Raw genomic sequence first — 18961 nt, 5'->3', positions numbered from 1 at the left:
AAAATTTTTCTTTTAACGTCCGAAATTTACAAATGTTTCTTGAAAATACAATAAATAGCACTAAACAAACCGGTTGGATTGAAGTAATCTGTGGGTCTATGTTTTCCGGAAAAACGGAAGAACTCATCCGCAGATTAAATCGAGCACGGTTTGCCCGGCAGAAAGTTGAGATATTCAAACCTTCCTTAGATGTCCGGTATGATGAAAATGAAGTAGTTTCCCATGATGAGAATTCCATTCCCAGCACTCCGATTGACAACCCTATGGAAATTCCCTTGCTGGCAGCAGACTGTGATGTGGTGGGCATAGACGAAGCTCAGTTCTTCAGCGAAAACATTGTAGATGTCTGCAACCTGCTCGCAAATGACGGAAAACGAGTGATTGTCGCCGGGCTCGATATGGATTTCATGGGCAGACCTTTTGGTCCTATGCCCAACCTTATGGCTACAGCCGAATATGTAACCAAGGTACATGCTATTTGTGTAAAAACAGGTAATCTTGCCAACTATTCACATCGTATTTCCTCAGGTAAAAAACTGGTGGAACTGGGTGAAAAAGACAAATATGAGCCTTTGAGCCGCCAGGCTTTTTGGGAAGCGCTCAATAAAGAAAAAGAACAAGAAGCAAAAAACAATACGAAAACCTAAACAAAAGGCTGAAATGAAATATTCCGTTTTAGAACTAGCAAAAATTGTAGATGCAGAAATTGTAGGCAAACCCGATGCCTGTATCACACAATTGTTTTACGACAGCAGATGCATCATTGCTCCGCAGGACGGAGTTTTTTTTGCTATATCCGGAATACATGACGGACATTCGTTTATAGAAGAAGCGTACGCGAAAAGCATCCGTATTTTTGTTTGCAGGCATATTCCGATATTTCACGAAGATGCTGTTTATCTAATCGTTCAGGATCCGCTACAAGCACTTCAAAAATGGGCGGCTTTTCATAGGGATCAATTCAGCTTCCCCACAATAGGCATAACCGGGAGCAATGGCAAAACCATAGTAAAAGAATGGCTTTATCAGTGTATTTGGGAAGAATATAATATTGTAAGAAGCCCGAAGAGTTTCAATTCTCAAATAGGCCTGCCTGTCTCAATTCTTCAGTCTGGAGAAGAAAATACACTGGGTATATTTGAAGTGGGTATCTCTCAACCCGGAGAAATTCTCAAACAGGAAAAAATGCTTCATCCTACCTACGGTGTATTAACCAATGTACTTTCTGCTCATTCTGAATATTTTCAAAATAAAGAGGAACAGATATCTGAAAAAATAAAGCTTTTTAAAAATTCACCCGTCATCATATATCCGGCTGAAGAAAAAATTAAAGCGCAAATCAACAGCAACTATGGTGATAGAAAGCTCATTTCTTTCGGATTAAAAAATGCTGACATAGAACTAATAGACTCTCAGATTACTTCTTCCGGAAGAGAGTTAAAAATAAAGGTTTTCGATAAACTCCTAACATTATCCATAGCATTCACGGATGAAGCCTCTGTGCAGAACATTTTGTGCCTGGTAGCCATTTTAAATGAATTACAATTTGACTTTAAATTTATAAAGGAAAAATTCAGTCAGCTTCAGTCTGTCTCCATGCGCCTGGAAATAATAAAAGGACTGAATAACAACGTAATTATTAATGATTCATTTAATTCCGATTATAAATCGCTCGAAATTGCTCTCAATTTCTTATCTCTTCAGAACAAACCTAAAAAAGCATTAATATTATCAGATATTCTGCAATCCCACACACCCGTAAAAGAATTATATCACAACATTTCCAAACTGGTAAATTCTTTTATTGTTGATAATCTTTTCCTGATAGGAGATAATATAAAAGAATACCAGCATTTATTTACAGCCCAACCACAACTATTCTCATCTCAGCAGGAAATTACAGAATTTCTGGATACTCATCCGGTAAGAGATACAGCAATACTTATAAAGGGAGCACGTAAATTTAGCCTGGAAAAAATTGCTTCTCATCTGGAAATGCAGACTCATGACACCATATTGGAAGTGGACCTGCATGCTTTGATGACGAATGTAAATTATTTTAAAAGCCTTTTAAAGCCTGAAACAAAAATAATAGGAATGGTTAAAGCCTCTTCGTACGGACTTGGAAGTTTTGAAGTTGCCGAAGTTCTCCAATATTATCATATAGATTATCTGGCTGTTGCATATGCCGACGAAGGAGCTTTACTTCGTGAAAAAGGTATTTACCTTCCTATTATGGTTATGAATCCTGAAATCAGCAGTTATGATTCAGTAATAGACAACAGCCTTGAACCCGAAATATACAGTTTCCGCGTACTGGAAAAATTTATACGGAAAATAAAAGAAAAGTCTATTTCCGAAAAATATCCGATTCATATAAAAATAGACACCGGTATGCATCGTCTGGGATTTTTACCTGAAGAAGTAGAAGAACTGGCTCTGAAACTCAAAAATAATCCTTTTGTAGAAGTTAAATCTGTTTTCAGTCATTTCGCGGCCTCGGATATGCCTGAACAGGAAGAAGATTTTACCCGCTTACAAGCGAAAAGACTTAGATCGTCCTATGAAATTATAATTGTTATTTTAGGCTATAAACCTTTATTACATATTTCCAATTCCCCGGGAATTATTAATTACCCGGAATATCAGTTCGATGCTGTACGGCTGGGAATTGGTATGTATGGTTATATTGAAAATGATAAAGCATTTAAAAAACTGGAGAATGTAGCTACCCTGAAAACGGTCATCTCAAATATTCATATTCTGGACACAGGTGAAACCATTGGATACGGGAGAAGATTTAAAGCCCAAAGAAAATCTTCTATAGCTACTTTACCGATAGGCTATGCAGATGGTATCCGGAGAATGGTTGGAAATGAAAAAGGATATGTAACCGTTTCTGGGAAAAAAGCTCCGATAGTAGGAACTGTTTGTATGGATATGCTGATGATTGATGTTACTGACATTCCCTGCAAAGAAGGTGATTCAGTGGTTATATTGGGAGAAAATCCGGGGTTGAAAGAATATGCTGAATGGTGTGAGACAATACCTTACGAAATACTTACCTCTATTTCTCCCAGAGTCAAGCGAATTTATTATAGAGAATAATTATCGGATATATAATTATTATATATCATAATTTTTTTCTACATTTATCGCAAATTTTAAAACTTAAATAATTAATTACAAAATGTTTATCTCAACTGTTACTCAAAAACTAAACACTCGATCTTTAATCAAATTATCCGCAGCTTTTCTTTTAGCATTCAGCTTATACTTATTACAAAGCTGTCAGTCTAAAGAAGCTAAACAAGCTTCGTCTCCGCAGCAAGAAGAGCCTGCAAAAACAGAAACTGCTTTTGAAAAAACAGAAATACAAACAGAAGAAAATAATCCGTCGGTAGAAGCAAGCACCAAAATTGAAACTACTGATTTAACAGCCGAAACACTACATCCAAAAGTTTCAGAACCAGTATCTGTAAAAAATAATACAGAAGTACAATTGAGTACCACTACCGAATCATCCAAAGATGATATTTCCGGAGATTATATATATCTTACTTCTGAAGGCAATTTTGTTTCGTCCGATCAGCCTCAGGCCTTTGCTTATCAAGCTAAAAATATAAAGGAAGAAGATTCTGAAACAGGAACATCTACTTTTATAGAAAACAATCATCCTGCGGATTCAAACACTCAGTCTGAAACGATTTCAGCCCAGGAAAAAAATACAGAAATTCAGAATATAAAAGAACCGTCAATTCCATCAATTGAAAAGTCCTCCAAGAATATAGAAGACTCTCAAGAGACACCGGATTTTTCTCCTGAAAAGCCGGATACCCAATCACATATTGTAATAAACGGCGCACCTGTTAATGCAAAACAAGATTTTAAAGAAATAAAGATATCTGACATTCAATCCATTCAAGTGGCAAACCAGGAAGACATAAAAGTTAATGCTCCTAAACCGGAAGTAATAAATGTTGCCGAAAAAATACAACAAAGCAATTCTGATATTGTTCGTTTATATTATCCGAATCATTCCAACTATGTTTATGATGCATTGCTTATTAGTAAAAATTATCCTGAGCAGGCTCAGCCTTTATATGTTATTGATGGAACGAGAATTGAGCGGACTGATTTATATATGGCTATTGTGAGAAGACTTAATCCAGAGGATATAGATTCTATATCCTTTATCAAGGGTAATGCAGCCACGCCGCTTTATGGAAATAAAGCTTCAGAGGGAGCTCTGGTAATTAACTCCAAATCCGGAAATTTATTACAAAACATCATCCGCGAGTCAACAGGCAAATCTCAAAAAAAATCAGACAAAGAAAACGCCAAACCTAAATCTACAGCAACTTTTGTAGTGAAAGGATAATAACCGGAATCCTTAGTTATGGATTCTTATACTGGCACGAATCAGGGCTATCGCTGTGATTTGCTCAACGGGTATGTCTTTGGGCTGATGATGTTGATTTTGTGAAACTAATTTTACATACTCTTCTCCCAACTCTGATTTTTGCACAAATTTAACAGTTATATATTCACTCCATTCATCTATTTTTATAGAAAGCAGGTACATTTCTCCCCAAAATATGCGTTCTACACTTATCTCTTTATAAAGGACAATATCGCCGCTTTTAAGTAAGGGATACATAGAATCGCCCTTCACATACACACCTCCGTCACAATTTGCAATTCCTGGAATACGTATTCTGTCAAGAACTGCATCACTGGGTGTTCCCTTAAAAAGTTCAACCAAACCGGCTGTTGCTTCCAAATCGTATAAAGGAACATCCTGCAAATCCTGAATAGGATCTATTGTTTTTCGATGAATACTGATAGGCGCAGCATAAAAAGGCTGACCTGCGAGTTCTTTCCCTTCAGATTTAAGCATGGATTCTTTGCCTGTTAAAAGCCAGTTCACATTTACATCTTCAAACTTGTTTGCAATATCTTCTAAAATATCGAATGAAGGCTTGGCTCCTAACTTTTTTAATCGGTTTATTTTTTCTGAAGAGCTATATCCCAGACCATTAACTGAGAAATCATTTACACTTCTAAATCCTTTATACTCTAAAAGTTGCACGATTCTTTCAAAAAAAGTTGTATTAATTTTCATCTTTGTTTGTATTTTATCAAATATGTTTGTATATTTGCCTCATGATTGTTTGACAAAATTACTAAACAATTTTGAAATAATAAGATAATTAATTATAAATTAAATCATTAAAAAAAATAATAAAACCAAACAACTGATTAACAATTAAATACAATTTAAAATCACATTTTTGAGATATAATTAAAAACCTAAAAAATACAAACGTATTTGTGAAATATTGAAAAACCATAATGCCATGTTAACAAAAACTAATTTTATTGAAGAAACCAACTATCATTTCTGCCGATTATCTGAAATTACCTCAGTAGCTTATAATGAAATGCTTTTTACTTGCGGATGTAAATATGCTGAAACCTTCTGCCAGAAAAACAATAGGGTAAACTGGAAAAGGGATGTCAATATTCTTTTATCTTCTTCTCTGTTCTGGAACTGGTGGAAATATTCCTGGAGTTTAAAAATCAATGAATTGATTAAAAAAGCCGGAGTGAATACAAATACAGCAAATATAAATAAAGACATGTCTTTATTCCTATCTGCCGGCTTCGAAGAGCTTACACATTTTTCACCATCTGACTGGAACTATATTAATCCTGGCATTCTTAATCAACTTAATATAAAAGTCCATGAAAAACAATCCCTATTACCTTATCCGTTATCAAATTCAACAGGTACCGGAAAGGAATCTCGTAAAAAGAGTGGGTCTTTTAAGTTACGAAATACAAACTTCCGAAAACAGAGAGGACCGATTGCTTAAAACAGCACAAAGAGAATATTTATTACAAGAATTAGTACGCAGAGACGAAAAAACAACCTTAATATGATTCCTATGAGAAAAAAAATAAAAATTGAAGATTTACGAACTTGTCTATCTTACGATACAGAAGAGAAAAAGTTTTTGAGCCTAAATGAAAGATGCATGATTCATTTAAATCAAATCAAAATTATTAACCGTTCCTATCCTTTGGAACTAACGCCTGAGCTTTCAGAAAAAATTAAATCCAAACTTACGGAAATTAAGCGGAGAAGATGGCGAAGACCTGAATACCGATTTGAAAAAGAGCTAGGTTCGATTGTAAGAGTAAAAATAAAATAAAATTATACACCTCCATTTAAAAATAAAAAACTACTAGTCAACCATATCCAATCAATCCGGAAAAATTACTTGTCAGGGAAACCTCTTTTTAATACACCCATCCTTGTTCATTAATATTTTTCAAACCTACTCATTTTCATTTTTCTTCTTTAAGTCTATACATTTAGCACCTGACACATTTTCCGGATTGATTTTTAAGTGATTACAATTTCTTAATAATTATAATTACAAAAAAACCTTAAAACCTAAAAATGAAAATTTTAATAAATAACCTTATTGAGTCAGTATTTGATTTTATCAATCGATTTGGACTGATATTTCTTACAACACTCATTAGCATGATTGCAAGAGCCGTTTACAAGGGAACTTCTATTAAACGATTACTTTTAAAAATACCTATATCAGCTGTCATAGGAATAGCTGCCAGTATACTCTTGCAAGAATACACAGATGTATCTACTAACAGCATAATGGTCGTCTGTGCGATAACCGGAGCCTACTCTGGAGAAGTGCTGGACGGATTAGAACAACTCATCAACTGGCTACCCGAATTTATAAAAAAAATTATAAATAAAAATTTTAATCTTTAAAACTAAAACCAATTATCATGTTTAAATTCAGCAAACGTAGTTATCGCAATTTGAAAGATATTCATCCGGAACTAATTACTGTTTTAGTAATATCTATAAAAAATAGCCCATACGACTTTACACTGACTAATGGAGTCAGGACAACCAGCGATCAACGAGAATTATATGCAAAAGGACGTACCTTACCAGGAAACATCGTAACTAATTCCGATGGCATTCAAACATTTTCTAAGCATCAAATTCAGTCAGACGGATTTGGATATGCTGTTGATCTGTATCCTTATTTTAACGGAACTGTTCATACAGAGGGCGAAGATGTGAATCTAAGACTTACAGCTATTGCCCGTCATATTATAAAAACGGCTAAAGAATTAGATATTACAATACAATGGGGTGGCGATTGGAAAAACTTTAAAGACACTCCACATTTTGAATTAAAAAAATAAACCTATGAAATCAAATATAAAAGTATGGCTGGGTTTTTTAATTATTATCTTCTCTGTAGGCCTTTATGCATACCAGTCAGGAAAAAATTCAGTTAAAACAAAGCAGGTACAATCCGAAATTAAAGTATCCAAAACAAAGGTAAAAACCTATCAAAAAGAATATGACAGCCTGCAAAAAGTGTATGCTGTTTTGGAAAAGCAGAAACAAAAGGTGAAAACTTTTTATATCCAAGGAAAAGAAAAAATTAGACATATTACTATCGAAAGAACTGAAAACTACACAGATAGCTTATGTAAAAAAGATGTTCATCAATTAAAAAATCATATTACCTTCTCTGATAGCCTCATCTTTTTACAAAATAAACAAAAAGTGAACACTCTTAATCAACTGACTAACTCTGAAAATATCCGTAGGGAACAAGATCAACAAATAGAGCTGTATAAAAAAAGAAAAAATACTTTAAAGCCTTTTGGAATAGGAATTATAGCAGGATACGGAACCAATTTCCAACAAGGGTTATCTTCCTTTCTGGGAATAGGAATCAGCTATAATTTTATCCAAATATAAGTTACCTATTAATGAAAATTTAGAAAATAATTATAAACAAACTATCTATAATTATTAGAATCAATTTTTGATTGGCTTTATTAAGAAATGTCAATAAAAAGTCAGGATAATTATAAGAAACAAAGATTCAACAGATAAGCAGCATAACTATTTTTTAGAAAAGACTTATTTAATTCATTCATTATATACTTAGGAAAAAGCACGATCTTGCATATCAGGCTTTTTCTTTTATATTTGTTGAAACATGCAGCAAAGGCTGGAACGGTTTTAAACATTTTATCGAAAAGCTCCTTCACGGAAATACCGATGAGATTGTTAAAACGGAAGGAAAGGTTTTTGATGAGCTTGGAAATCTAAGAGATAATACCAAATCTTTCTTTGAAAATGCAGGAATCAAATTTCGAAAAGAACTTTCTTTAAAGAAAGTTTGGGGGCAAACCGAAGAATATACTTGTGCTGCCAATTCTTTGGGAATGCTTTTGGACGATTTAGGAATCCCTCGTTCTGAAAAATATCTGGCAGATGCATTACATACGGATAGAATTGGAGCAAATATTCTGGATATTCCAGAAGCATTAAAAAATGCTTACATTGATAATGTTAAAACCATTGCTCGTGGACATAAGGGTGATAAAATTTCTGTAAATGCTCTTGAAAAAGTTATGAAAACAGGAAATAAAAAAGCGGTGGTAAGTGTCTGGCATGAAGATTTTGGAGCACATGCCATTGTTGTTGACAAGATAAAAAACGGAAGAGTATATGTTAGAGATCCGCTACCTCAATTTCAGGGGTCCTCTTACAGCATTTCTTTAAAGGATTTTGAAGAAGTATTTTATAAAAAATTTTAACCATTCAAAAATAAATTGCCATGACAGAAAAACAAAGGATACTAACACTTAATAACGGGGAACTTCCTGATGAAAAATACGATATTCTTAGAATTAAAAACATCCCTAATCCGGAGGACGATCTTAATGCCTTTAAACAAAGCATTATAGCATTTTTGGAAAATAAAAACCTTAGTGCCGAAAGTCTTAAATGGGAAAAATTGCTTCCCCGAAAGCTCGTTGAATTTACCAATCAATTGGAAGATAGTGATTATCATAAAGATCAACTGTTAATGGGTATTTTTGGTATAGTGGATTGGCTTCAAAGTATTAAAAAATGGGAGTGGTACAGCTCACGAATCACAGATCATGGGTTTGAGGTGGTAACCAAAGGTTATTTTAACGGGCTTTTTATTCCTTTAGTACACCAACTAGGCATTCCTCATTCCTCTATTTTTATATATACACCAGGAGAAAAAGAATACCCGATTATTCGTTCCGGTACGGATGTTATGACTTATAAAACTTTTGATCCTATTACTTTTGAATTAAAGAAGAAATAAGATTTTCATTTTTAACTAATAAACATTCTGAAGTATACATTTCAGGATGTTTATTTTTGTCTACGTTTTGTTATTAGCGAAACTTTTAATACAATTATATATCTATAATATAGTTAAAATAAGACTATAAATATCCTATAATATGTAGGTTTTACGAAAAAGAAGAAAAAGATAATGATTTTAAACTTGATTATTGGGGGGGGAGATACAATTACAGCGACCCGGAAGCTGTTGGGGATGAATGGTTAAGATCTCCTGGCTCAGAATGGCTCATTACCATAGATGATGCAAAAGGAGAGGCAATTGCTATACATAGCTACACCGGACATTACGAAATTGCTTTAAATAAAGAAGGTAAATATGAAATTGTAAGACAATTGTATAGGAATAAGTAAAGTCTTTGCTATACTGAATCTAATAAAGCCTGATATATAAAATCAGGCTTTTTCTTTTATATTTGTTGAAACATGCAGCAAAGGCTGGAAAGGTTTTAAACATTTTATCGAAAAGCTCCTTCACGGAAATACCGATGAGATTGTTAAAACGGAAGGAAAGGTTTTTGATAGATTTCATTCTAAAGCTGATCCAGTTGCTGATATCTTAGGAGCTGCTAAAAATTCTCATCCGGATAGACTTTCTAAAATTATAAATGATCTTAAGACCAAAGAAGTAGAGATTATATATAGAGAAAATGAAGCCTTAGGATATTCTCCAGGATTATCAAAAGGACGACCAAGGCAAATTATAATCCATGATAAAGCTTCTATTTCTGCATGGGAACATGAATATAAGCACTTTTTAGATGATGAAGTAAATGGTTTTTTAGGCATGAATTCTCTTTATGATGTGAATTATAGATGTTTAACAGAATATAATGCATATAAAACGGAAATAGAGTTTATTTTAAAAAATAACATAATAAATTCACAAAAAATAATAGAACAATTAAAAGAAAATTTTATTGATGAAATCAATTATATTACTAATAATTTTGGCACTATTACAGATAAAAATGTATTATTAAAAATAAAAAAACTTAAAGAATATTGATAATGAAACATATTATTCCTATTGTAAATGAATTGAATAAATTAAGCAATGAAGAGTTGTTGAAAAATTTTGAATTAACATTCCCAAAATATGGCAGATTTAATTATTACCCAATTTTTTCAAAACGAAGTAGTTTTTTCAAAGATATTTTAAAACAAGAAGTACTCAAAAACGAAAATTTAGAGGAAAAAGTATTTGGAAATATTAGAGCTGCATGGTTAATAGTTATTTCAATATTGGATTATAGCAGTAGTGATAAATTTAAAAAAGAAATTATTCAGCTAATAAAAAAAAATTGGGCAAATAGTAATTATAAAGATTTAGAAAATTACACTAAAAATGAGAGTAGATTTGCAAAATATTTTAATTAAATTTTGTAAAATAACATTTTTGAGATTTTAGAATTTAAATCTACCAATAATTTTACCCATACTTCCTTAATTAATAAAAGCATTATAAAAGTGAAAAATAAATATTCTTTTTTAAAATAAATAACCACGATTTTTAGGGTTATTTCTAGATAATTTTGTTGAGAGAAGAAATAAGATTTTCATTTTTAACTAATAAACATCCTGAAGTATACATTTCAGGATGTTTATTTTTGTCTACGATTTGTTATTAGCGAAACTTTTAATACAATTATATATCTATAATATAGTTAAAACATGACTATAAATATCCTATATTATGTAGGTTTTACGAAAAAGAAAAAAAAGATAATGATCTTAAACTTGATTATTGGGGAGAGATACAATTACAGCGACCCGGAAGCTGTTGGGGATGAATGGTTAAGATCTCCTGGATCAGAATGGTTCATTACCATAGATGATGAAAAAGGAGAAGTTATCAGTTTCCACCACTACACCGGACATTACGAAATTGCTTTAAATAAAGAAGGTAAATATGAAATTGTAAGACAATTGTATAGGAATAAGTAAAGTCTTTGCTATACTGAATCTAATAAAGCCTGATATATAAAATCAGGCTTTTTCTTTTATATTTGTTGAAACATGCAGCAAAGGCTGGAAAGGTTTTAAACATTTTATCAAAAAGCTCCTTCACGGAAATACCGATGAGATTGTTAAAACGGAAGGAAAGGTTTTTAATGAGCTTGGAAAGCTAGGAGATAATACGAAATCTTTATTTGAAAATGCAGGAATCAAATTTCGAAAAGAACTTCCTTTAGGGAAAGTTTGGGGGCAAACCGAAGAATATACTTGTGCTGCCAATTCCCTAGGAATGCTTTTGGACGATTTAGGAATCCCTCGTTCTGAAAAATATCTGGCAGATGCATTACATACGGATAGAAATGGAGCAAATATTCTGGATATTCCCGAAGCATTAAAAAATGCTTACATTGATAATGTAAAAACTATTGCTCGTGGACATAAGGGTGATAAAATTTCTGTAAATGCTCTTGAAAAAGTTATGAAAACAGGAAATAAAAAAGCGGTGGTAAGTGTCTGGCATGAAGATTTTGGAGCACATGCCATAGTTGTTGACAAGATAAAAAACGGAAGAGTATATGTAAGAGATCCGCTACCTCTATTTCAGGGATCCTCTTATAGTATTTCTTTTGAGGATTTTAAAAAAGTATTTTACGAAAAATTTGTAACCATTCAAAAAAATAAATTGCCATGACAGAGAAACAAAGGATACTAACACTTAATAACGGAGAACTGCCGGAGGGAAAATACGATATACTGAGAATTAAAAACATTCCTAATCCGGAGGACGATCTTAATGTCTTTAAACAAAGTATTATAACATTTTTGGAGAATAAAAACCTTAGTGCCGAAAGTCTTAAATGGGAAAAATTACTCCCCCGGAAACTGGTTGAATTTACCAATCAACTGGAAAATAGTGATTATAGGGATGAGTTGGTAACTGGTATTTTCAATATTATAAATAGGCTTCAGAGTATTAGGGAATGGGAATGGTACAGCTCCCGGATCACGGATCATGGGTTTGAGGTGGTAACCAAAGGTTATTTCAACGGGCTTTTTATTCCTTTAGTACATCAACTAGGCATTCCTCATTCCTCTATTTTTATATATAGACCTGGAAAAAAAGAATATCCGATTATTCGTTCCGGTACAGATGTTATGACTTATAAAACCTTTGATCCTATTACTTTTGAATTAAAGAAGAAATAAGATTTTCATTTTTAACTAATAAACATCCTGAAGTATACATTTCAGGATGTTTATTTTTGTCTACGTTTTATTATTAGCGAAACTTTTAATACAATTATATATCTATATTATAGTTAAAACATGACTATTTAACTTAAAAGACATTCCCTCCAAACGACAGGGAGTTTGTATAGACAGAGTTTTAACATTAAGATAATAAAATTATGATAAACAAAGAACAAGCATTGAAAAATGTAAAAAGATATCTAAATGTTAAAGAAAGAGATTATTAAATGATTTATAGTTTAACAAAACAATCTCTCCAATAAAAAAATAAATAAAATCTATCACCCTTTTTTATTCGCTTAGCTAAAGATAGTATCTTTGCCTACAGAATAGAATATAAAGAAAAATAAGAAACAAAATATGTTAGTAATCAAAAATCTGCATGCAGAAATAGATGGTAAAGAAATTCTTAAAGGGATAAATCTGGAAATAAATAAAGGTGAGATTCATGCAATTATGGGTCCGAATGGAGGTGGTAAAAGCACTCTTTCCAATGTTATTACCGGACGGGATGATTATGAAGTTACTGGAGGAAGTATACTTTTTGAAGGGACAGATTTATTGGAGCTAGCACCAGAAGAAAGAGCCAATGCCGGAATATTTATGTCTTTTCAGTATCCGGTTGAAATTCCGGGAGTAAGTGTTTCTAACTTTTTAAAATCAGCCATAAATGCTAACCGTAAAGCTCATGGACAGGAAGATATTTCTGCTCAGGAATTTCTGAAAAAAGTGAAAGAAAAATCGGAGTTGCTGGAAATAAGAAAAGATTTTCTTTCCCGTTCACTTAACGAAGGATTTTCAGGAGGAGAAAAGAAAAGAAACGAGATATTTCAGATGGCTATGCTGGAACCTAAACTGGCTATTTTAGATGAAACCGATTCCGGACTGGATATTGATGCCCTGCGTATTGTTTCCAATGGGGTAAATAAACTTAAGAACAGTGAAAATGCCGTTTTAGTTATTACTCATTACCAACGTTTACTGGATTACATAGTTCCCGATTTTGTTCATGTTCTCCGTGACGGAAAAATTATAAAATCCGGAACTAAAGAACTAGCTCTTGAATTAGAAGAAAGAGGATACGATTGGTTATAAAACCAAATAAATCAATTAAAATCTTGCTAATTAAATTTTTGAAATGAATATTTTACAACATACAGAGTTAGAAAAAATAAAAACACAGGCACAGTCTTCTGTTGAAAAGCTGGCATTTCCAAGCAAAAAAGACGAAGATTGGAAATATACACGGGTATCTGCATTTAAACCGGAAAATTTCATTCCGGCAGTTCATCAGCCCGCAACTCAGGAAATAATAAGCCAAAACTCCATACAAAATCTGGATTCTTTCAAAATTGTTTTTGTAGATGGCATATTTACTCCTGAATTTTCTAACTATCCAAAAGACAAACTTATAGTACTACCGTTTTCAGAAGCATTGAAAAATGAAAAGTATCAGCAGATTTTTGCAGAAAAATTCAATACGCTTACAAATCAGGAATATTTCACAATATTAAACACAGCCTCCACACAGGAAGGTACTTTTATCTATGTTCCTAAAAATACCGTAGAAGAAAAACCGGTGGAACTTTTGTATATTAACAGTTCTCAGGAAAGACCAGCTTTGCAGACTATCAGAAACTTATTCATTGTTGAAGATAACTCGCAGGCTTCGGTTACAGCAAAAGTACATACTCTTTCCGAACACGAATTCTTAACCAACATGGTTACGGAAATATTTGTGGGGAAGAATTCTCATTTCCGTTTGTATAAAATACAGGATGATGCTCCGGAAACAAATTTACTGGACAGTACTTTTGTTGCACAGGAACAAGATAGCCAGGCATATATACACACGTTTACCTTTGGAGGAAAAATCACTCGAAATGAACTTTCCTTTGATCATAAAGGTGAAAATATAAATTCAACTTTAAAAGGAATAACTATCATCGGAAATGGACAAGAAGTAGGAAATCATACGCTGGTACAGCACAATCAGCCAAACTGTGAAAGCCACGAACTTTACCGGGGTATTTATAATGGGAATGCGCACGGAATTTTTAATGGTAAAATAAAAGTGCATGAGATTGCACAAAAAACCAACGCTTTTCAGCAAAATAACAACGTATTACTTTCAGATAAGGCTAATATAGATACTAAACCACAATTGGAAATTTTTGCAGACGATGTTAAATGTTCTCATGGGTGTACTGTGGGTCAGTTGGATAACGATGCCCTATTTTACATGAAGCAACGGGGAATTCACGAAAAGGAAGCAAAAGCACTTCTTATGTTTGCTTTTGCCGCAGACGTAATGGAAACAGTTACCCTTCCTGAATTAAAAAATACAATTAATAAAGTAATAGCTAAGAAACTGGATGTTTCTTTAGATTTCGACTTTTAAGATACTATTAAAATATGTAAAAAAAGCTGCATGTTTTATGCGGCTTTTTTACTTAAAAATTAATTATTTGATTTTCAAATCAAATAATTAACCATTCGCATTATTACAAATTAAATCTGAATTTCAATACTGTTAATAAAAAAAGGCTTGTTTTTTTTAAACACTATTTAAAGCATAACCAACATTACAGTTGTTATAAATAACAAAACAGAAGAAAATATAGCCAATTTTATTATTATCAAAGTACAAGGATGTATCACAAATATTCTACGAATATTAATGAGAATAAAATGAGTCTAATCATTTTTTAATAACTTAGCAATAATAAACCTTATAAATCATGAAAATCCTTTTATCTCCAGCCAAGCTTATGAGCATGGAATCTTCATCAGAATGGAGCCAACGAACTCAGCCTGAATATATAGAACGTAGTAACCAGCTACAAACCATTCTAAAAGAATATAATCCTTCGGAGCTGGAAAAATTACTGGATATATCTCCAAAACTATCTAAAGAAAACTGGGAAAGGAATCAGGCATGGAAAGCAAAACCATCTAATAATGAGAGTCTTCAGGCGGTACTAGCATTTAAAGGAGAAGTATACAGAGGGCTGGAGGCAGAATCACTGTCAAAAAAAGGATTAGATTACTTACAAAAAAATCTCTTTATTCTTTCAGGTCTTTACGGACTATTGAAACCTTCGGATGTGGTTATGCCCTATCGGCTGGAAATGGGGAAAAAACTAAAAACCGGTAATTCTAAGGATTTATATGAGTTTTGGGGTGAAACCCTAACCACCCACCTGAAATCTACTTTAAAAAAAGACGAACCTATCATAAATTTAGCAAGTAAAGAATACTTTAAAGTTTTAAATACCAAAGAATTAAACCATCCGATTATAGAAGTGGACTTTAAAGATTTCAAAGATGGAAAACTTAAAAGTATTATGATGTATTTTAAAAATGCACGAGGAAAAATGACCCGTTGGTGCGCAGAAAATGAAATAAAAAAGGTGGAAGATTTAAAAACCTATCATGAAGATGGATATGAGTTTTCTGAAAAAAATTCGGACGATACTCGTTTAGTTTTCATCCGGTAACATTGCCGAAAGCTTATACTTAATTATTTGAGTTAAATAAAAATTTTCATTCGCCTACCCAAAAATGAATAAATTCAACTTTTGTGAATATTTTCTGTATCCTCCTTTAAATTTAAACAGGGAAAAGCTTGAACAAAAGTTATCTGGCAAAACCTTACTCATAACCGGAGCATCGTATGGAATCGGCAAATCTTTATGTTATTTACTAGCAGGAATGTCTGTTCATCTGGTGATTACTGCCCGTTCTACAGATAAGCTCTTAATCCTAAAATCTGAAATTGAAAAACAAGGAACCAAAGTATCTGTTTTTAGTTGTAATTTGTACAACACCTTAGAATGTGAAAATTTAATTAACTTCCTCAAAAATATAAGTGGAGGAATTGATATATTTATATCCAATGCCGGAAAATCAATTCGAAGACCGTTGAATCAGTCGCTAGAACGATTTCACGATTATCAGAGAACCATGAACCTGAATTACTTTGCTCCGGTTCAACTTTGTCTTTACTTAATACCGGTATTAAAAAAAAACAAAGGACATATTATCTCCGTCTCTGCCGTAAATGTTCTTCTTGAACCTGCCCCATATTGGGCTGCTTATCAAGCATCAAAAACGGCATTCGACCAATGGTTACGCTCTAATATACCCGAATTAAAAACCATGGACATTACTACTAGCATTATTTATCTGCCATTAGTGAAAACACGAATGATAGTCCCCACTCCGATATACAAAAATTTTCCTGCAAGAAAACCCATAGATGCTGCTATAATAATTGCAAAAGCGATTATTTCAAAACAAAACAGTTACAAGCCCTGGTGGTTATTTATCTGTCAGTTTGCCTCACTGACAGCAAGTAAATGGTTTAGAATAATATGTACTTTTTATGTGAAAAAAAATGAAAAAAATAGGAATTCTTTATAAAGCAAATTTCCTCTCACCGAAAGGAATTTTTTTTCTCATTTTAGCTTTTTGCCTGCATGGTATCAATTTATTAACTCTTTTAAAATTTGCTTCTAAAATATATCCCAACCGAATAGCTGTTAAAGATGATCGTGAATCCGTTACCTATAAGGAATTATATATTAGAACTCTTCAAACAGCCGTAAAATTAAAACATTGTTTCATTCTGAACCCAGGTAACAAAGCGGGAATCTTATGTAAAAATCACCTTTCTCTGCTGTATTCTATTTTTTCTTTTTCTGCATTAGGGATAGATATATATCTTTTAAACACAGAAATGTCTGAGAAACAACTTTCAGACTTTATACAATTACATCCGTTGGATCTCCTAGTTTACGATTCTGACAAAAGAAATGTAATTACTGCTCAGCCTGACCAGCGAGCTATTCCTGCTTACGGATTATTTGAAGATTCCATTCAATTTTTTTCAACTCAGAAACAAGTTAATTTATCATTACCCAAATCTTATGGCGGAAAACTTGTTGTTTTTACCGGAGGAAGTACGGGAAAACCTAAACCTGCGGAAAGGAAAACTTCAGTATCTGATTTCTTATCCCCTTTTTACTCATTACTTTCCGAACTAAAATTATATCAATACAATAACGTTTACATCACCACCCCGGTTTATCATGGATTTGGATTTGCTGCACTTTGTCTGTCAATTTCTTTAGGAAGCCATATAAACCTTACAGCAGATTTTGACTCTGAAAAATGTGCGAACCTTATTCAATCGGAAAAAATTGAAGTCATTACAACAGTACCCACCATTTTAAACCGCCTAATCTCTTATTCAAAAAAACTTAAAACTTTACGTTGCATTATTTCCGGAGGCTCTCACTTATCACCATCTCTAATTAAAAACATCAGTAATCACCTGAATCAGGTACATCTATATAACGCATACGGAACTTCTGAAGTTGGATTTTGCATTCTTGCAACCCCTTCGGATATTGCTCGTTTCCCTAACTCTATCGGAAAACCCATCAACAGGACTTTTGTAACGATTAAAGATCGTCATGGAAACACAACAAGCATTAATCAAATAGGACAAATTTTTGTATCCTGCCCATGGTCAGCTCATAAAAATCAATTAATAAATACCGGCGATTTAGGATATAAAGATAAATCAGGTTACATTTATCTTACAGGAAGAATTGATGAAATGATCATATCTGGAGGCATAAACGTATATCCCCTTGAACTGGAATTTATTCTTTGTGAACATCCATATGTACAAGAGGCAGTTGTAATTGGAATTGAAGATGACGATTTTGGTCAGAGGCTCTGGGCTTTTGTTGTAAGTAAAAACCGGAGGGTATCTGACGAAACAGTTTTACAGGAATGGCTTAAAGGGAGAGCTACCCGGTATCAGATTCCCAAAGGAATAACATTTATCAATCATCTGCCGCTTACCCCAATGGGTAAACCGGACAAAAATAAATTATTACAGCTACTCGCTCCTGTTTAATCTTTTAACTTTTTAGTTTCCTGCATTTCAACCAACAATTTTTTTGCTCGCATAAGGCTTACTTTAACATTCGCCAGAGACAATCCTGTTTTTTCTACTATATCATTAAGCTTTTTTCCTTCCAGATAGCGTAACTGTACCAGTTTACGATAGTTACCGGGTAAACTTTCCAGCTTATGTTCTAAAGCTTCCAGATTTTGCCGATTTATGAAAAGCTGCTCAGGAGAAGGTCCAGTATCTTCCAAATCCGGATACTCATCGGTATGTACCCCTCTGTCTTTACTTTTTTTTCTCAGATAATCGATGGTGGAATTGTGAGCAACGGAAATTAACCAGGTTTTAAAGTCAAAATCTGAATTATAAAGAGAAAGTTTCTGTAAAATTTTAGTAAAAGTCTCTACCGTTAGCTCTTCAGCGGCATCATCCTCCTTTACTAAAGAAAAAATATATCCTTTTATATCGGCCCAAAACAAGTTAACCAACTTGCTCTGTGCTTGTTGACGGGAATTTTTTGCTTCTTCTATTAATTCTAATAAGTCCACGTTTTCATCATTAATTACAGGTAA

22 protein-coding genes are annotated in these 18961 nt (G+C 33.0%); 19 read left to right on the top strand and 3 right to left on the bottom strand.

Annotation, left to right across the window (positions count from 1 at the left end; translation table 11 throughout):
- The first annotated feature begins 32 nt into the window (after window positions 1–32).
- From EOV51_RS04825 to EOV51_RS04815, 3 genes are all read left to right on the top strand, one after another.
- Window positions 33–647: a thymidine kinase gene (locus EOV51_RS04825; protein ID WP_128150405.1), complete on the top strand. Its 615-nt coding sequence runs from the start codon at window positions 33–35 to the stop codon at window positions 645–647.
- Window positions 648–660: 13 nt separating this feature from the next.
- Window positions 661–3108, top strand: a complete 2448-nt coding sequence (locus EOV51_RS04820; protein ID WP_128150403.1) for a bifunctional UDP-N-acetylmuramoyl-tripeptide:D-alanyl-D-alanine ligase/alanine racemase — start codon at window positions 661–663, stop codon at window positions 3106–3108.
- An 82-nt stretch (window positions 3109–3190) separates the two neighbouring features.
- A complete protein-coding gene (locus tag EOV51_RS04815; protein ID WP_128150401.1) occupies window positions 3191–4381 on the top strand; it encodes a TonB-dependent receptor plug domain-containing protein in 1191 nt (396 codons plus the stop codon).
- A 12-nt stretch (window positions 4382–4393) separates the two neighbouring features.
- Here the strand turns inward: EOV51_RS04815 and EOV51_RS04810 are convergent, their stop codons facing one another.
- Window positions 4394–5125, bottom strand: coding sequence for a S24 family peptidase (locus EOV51_RS04810; protein WP_128150399.1), 732 nt, complete (start codon window positions 5123–5125; stop codon window positions 4394–4396).
- Between the two features lie 235 nt (window positions 5126–5360).
- Between EOV51_RS04810 and EOV51_RS04805 the strand changes: the two genes are divergently transcribed.
- From EOV51_RS04805 to EOV51_RS04775, 7 genes are all read left to right on the top strand, one after another.
- Window positions 5361–5879, top strand: a complete 519-nt coding sequence (locus tag EOV51_RS04805; RefSeq protein WP_128150397.1) for a hypothetical protein — start codon at window positions 5361–5363, stop codon at window positions 5877–5879.
- Between the two features lie 72 nt (window positions 5880–5951).
- The gene (locus EOV51_RS04800) at window positions 5952–6218 is read left to right on the top strand and encodes a hypothetical protein (RefSeq protein WP_128150395.1); all 267 of its coding nucleotides are present in this window, start codon (window positions 5952–5954) and stop codon (window positions 6216–6218) included.
- Between the two features lie 251 nt (window positions 6219–6469).
- A complete protein-coding gene (locus tag EOV51_RS04795; RefSeq protein ID WP_128150393.1) occupies window positions 6470–6808 on the top strand; it encodes a hypothetical protein in 339 nt (112 codons plus the stop codon).
- A 17-nt stretch (window positions 6809–6825) separates the two neighbouring features.
- Window positions 6826–7254, top strand: a complete 429-nt coding sequence (locus EOV51_RS04790; RefSeq protein WP_128150391.1) for a M15 family metallopeptidase — start codon at window positions 6826–6828, stop codon at window positions 7252–7254.
- A gap of 4 nt (window positions 7255–7258) precedes the next feature.
- A complete protein-coding gene (locus EOV51_RS04785) occupies window positions 7259–7822 on the top strand; it encodes a hypothetical protein (protein WP_128150389.1) in 564 nt (187 codons plus the stop codon).
- Window positions 7823–7998: 176 nt separating this feature from the next.
- A complete protein-coding gene (locus EOV51_RS04780; RefSeq protein WP_128150387.1) occupies window positions 7999–8670 on the top strand; it encodes a cysteine peptidase family C39 domain-containing protein in 672 nt (223 codons plus the stop codon).
- A 20-nt stretch (window positions 8671–8690) separates the two neighbouring features.
- Entirely contained in the window at window positions 8691–9212 is a 522-nt protein-coding gene (locus EOV51_RS04775) for a hypothetical protein (protein WP_128150386.1), read from the top strand.
- Between the two features lie 620 nt (window positions 9213–9832).
- Here the strand turns inward: EOV51_RS04775 and EOV51_RS04770 are convergent.
- Window positions 9833–10042: a hypothetical protein gene (locus EOV51_RS04770; protein ID WP_128150384.1), complete on the bottom strand. Its 210-nt coding sequence runs from the start codon at window positions 10040–10042 to the stop codon at window positions 9833–9835.
- A 222-nt stretch (window positions 10043–10264) separates the two neighbouring features.
- On the opposite strand from EOV51_RS04770, the gene EOV51_RS04765 reads away from it, so the two are divergent.
- The 9 genes from EOV51_RS04765 to EOV51_RS04725 all read left to right on the top strand — a co-directional run bounded on the left by EOV51_RS04765 (window position 10265) and on the right by EOV51_RS04725 (window position 18395).
- Entirely contained in the window at window positions 10265–10633 is a 369-nt protein-coding gene (locus tag EOV51_RS04765) for a hypothetical protein (RefSeq protein ID WP_128150382.1), read from the top strand.
- Between the two features lie 348 nt (window positions 10634–10981).
- Window positions 10982–11200 (top strand): hypothetical protein, encoded by a 219-nt coding sequence (locus EOV51_RS04760; protein WP_228427728.1) that lies wholly within the window; start codon window positions 10982–10984, stop codon window positions 11198–11200.
- A gap of 58 nt (window positions 11201–11258) precedes the next feature.
- The gene (locus EOV51_RS04755) at window positions 11259–11903 is read left to right on the top strand and encodes a cysteine peptidase family C39 domain-containing protein (protein WP_317126983.1); all 645 of its coding nucleotides are present in this window, start codon (window positions 11259–11261) and stop codon (window positions 11901–11903) included.
- Window positions 11900–12418 carry a hypothetical protein gene (locus EOV51_RS04750; RefSeq protein ID WP_128150376.1) on the top strand — a complete coding sequence of 173 codons (519 nt, stop codon included), beginning with the start codon at window positions 11900–11902 and terminating at the stop codon, window positions 12416–12418. The genes EOV51_RS04755 and EOV51_RS04750 overlap by 4 nt, the downstream gene beginning before the upstream one ends.
- Window positions 12419–12823: 405 nt before the next feature.
- A complete protein-coding gene (gene sufC, locus EOV51_RS04745) occupies window positions 12824–13558 on the top strand; it encodes a Fe-S cluster assembly ATPase SufC (RefSeq protein ID WP_128150374.1) in 735 nt (244 codons plus the stop codon).
- A gap of 43 nt (window positions 13559–13601) precedes the next feature.
- Entirely contained in the window at window positions 13602–14864 is a 1263-nt protein-coding gene (gene sufD, locus EOV51_RS04740) for a Fe-S cluster assembly protein SufD (protein WP_128150372.1), read from the top strand.
- A gap of 340 nt (window positions 14865–15204) precedes the next feature.
- Window positions 15205–15963: a peroxide stress protein YaaA gene (yaaA, locus tag EOV51_RS04735; protein ID WP_128150370.1), complete on the top strand. Its 759-nt coding sequence runs from the start codon at window positions 15205–15207 to the stop codon at window positions 15961–15963.
- 64 nt (window positions 15964–16027) lie between these two features.
- Window positions 16028–16888 carry an SDR family NAD(P)-dependent oxidoreductase gene (locus tag EOV51_RS04730; protein WP_128150368.1) on the top strand — a complete coding sequence of 287 codons (861 nt, stop codon included), beginning with the start codon at window positions 16028–16030 and terminating at the stop codon, window positions 16886–16888.
- On the top strand, window positions 16863–18395 hold the full coding sequence (locus tag EOV51_RS04725; RefSeq protein ID WP_128150366.1) for an AMP-binding protein: 1533 nt from the start codon (window positions 16863–16865) through the stop codon (window positions 18393–18395). The genes EOV51_RS04730 and EOV51_RS04725 overlap by 26 nt, the downstream gene beginning before the upstream one ends.
- Here EOV51_RS04725 and EOV51_RS04720 read toward each other — a convergent pair.
- Window positions 18392–18937 (bottom strand): RNA polymerase sigma factor, encoded by a 546-nt coding sequence (locus EOV51_RS04720; protein ID WP_164875245.1) that lies wholly within the window; start codon window positions 18935–18937, stop codon window positions 18392–18394. The genes EOV51_RS04725 and EOV51_RS04720 overlap by 4 nt on opposite strands.
- Between the last annotated feature and the right edge of the window lie 24 nt (window positions 18938–18961).

The sequence above is a fragment of the Apibacter raozihei genome (genome assembly GCF_004014855.1).
GTDB classification, from domain to species: domain Bacteria; phylum Bacteroidota; class Bacteroidia; order Flavobacteriales; family Weeksellaceae; genus Apibacter; species Apibacter raozihei.
The sequence above is the reverse complement of the archived record's forward strand: the minus strand, read 5'-3'. Positions and strand labels throughout refer to the sequence as shown.

What these genes read in the sequence shown, in the direction of transcription:
- EOV51_RS04825 (WP_128150405.1), top strand. Translation starts at nt 33, where the DNA reads ATGTTTCTTGAAAATACAATAAATAGCACTAAACAAACCGGTTGGATT.
- EOV51_RS04820 (WP_128150403.1), top strand. Translation starts at nt 661, where the DNA reads ATGAAATATTCCGTTTTAGAACTAGCAAAAATTGTAGATGCAGAAATT.
- EOV51_RS04815 (WP_128150401.1), top strand. Translation starts at nt 3,191, where the DNA reads ATGTTTATCTCAACTGTTACTCAAAAACTAAACACTCGATCTTTAATC.
- EOV51_RS04810 (WP_128150399.1), bottom strand. Translation starts at nt 5,125, where the DNA reads ATGAAAATTAATACAACTTTTTTTGAAAGAATCGTGCAACTTTTAGAG.
- EOV51_RS04805 (WP_128150397.1), top strand. Translation starts at nt 5,361, where the DNA reads ATGTTAACAAAAACTAATTTTATTGAAGAAACCAACTATCATTTCTGC.
- EOV51_RS04800 (WP_128150395.1), top strand. Translation starts at nt 5,952, where the DNA reads ATGAGAAAAAAAATAAAAATTGAAGATTTACGAACTTGTCTATCTTAC.
- EOV51_RS04795 (WP_128150393.1), top strand. Translation starts at nt 6,470, where the DNA reads ATGAAAATTTTAATAAATAACCTTATTGAGTCAGTATTTGATTTTATC.
- EOV51_RS04790 (WP_128150391.1), top strand. Translation starts at nt 6,826, where the DNA reads ATGTTTAAATTCAGCAAACGTAGTTATCGCAATTTGAAAGATATTCAT.
- EOV51_RS04785 (WP_128150389.1), top strand. Translation starts at nt 7,259, where the DNA reads ATGAAATCAAATATAAAAGTATGGCTGGGTTTTTTAATTATTATCTTC.
- EOV51_RS04775 (WP_128150386.1), top strand. Translation starts at nt 8,691, where the DNA reads ATGACAGAAAAACAAAGGATACTAACACTTAATAACGGGGAACTTCCT.
- EOV51_RS04770 (WP_128150384.1), bottom strand. Translation starts at nt 10,042, where the DNA reads ATGCCTAAAAAACCATTTACTTCATCATCTAAAAAGTGCTTATATTCA.
- EOV51_RS04765 (WP_128150382.1), top strand. Translation starts at nt 10,265, where the DNA reads ATGAAACATATTATTCCTATTGTAAATGAATTGAATAAATTAAGCAAT.
- EOV51_RS04760 (WP_228427728.1), top strand. Translation starts at nt 10,982, where the DNA reads ATGATCTTAAACTTGATTATTGGGGAGAGATACAATTACAGCGACCCG.
- EOV51_RS04750 (WP_128150376.1), top strand. Translation starts at nt 11,900, where the DNA reads ATGACAGAGAAACAAAGGATACTAACACTTAATAACGGAGAACTGCCG.
- sufC (WP_128150374.1), top strand. Translation starts at nt 12,824, where the DNA reads ATGTTAGTAATCAAAAATCTGCATGCAGAAATAGATGGTAAAGAAATT.
- sufD (WP_128150372.1), top strand. Translation starts at nt 13,602, where the DNA reads ATGAATATTTTACAACATACAGAGTTAGAAAAAATAAAAACACAGGCA.
- yaaA (WP_128150370.1), top strand. Translation starts at nt 15,205, where the DNA reads ATGAAAATCCTTTTATCTCCAGCCAAGCTTATGAGCATGGAATCTTCA.
- EOV51_RS04730 (WP_128150368.1), top strand. Translation starts at nt 16,028, where the DNA reads ATGAATAAATTCAACTTTTGTGAATATTTTCTGTATCCTCCTTTAAAT.
- EOV51_RS04725 (WP_128150366.1), top strand. Translation starts at nt 16,863, where the DNA reads ATGAAAAAAATAGGAATTCTTTATAAAGCAAATTTCCTCTCACCGAAA.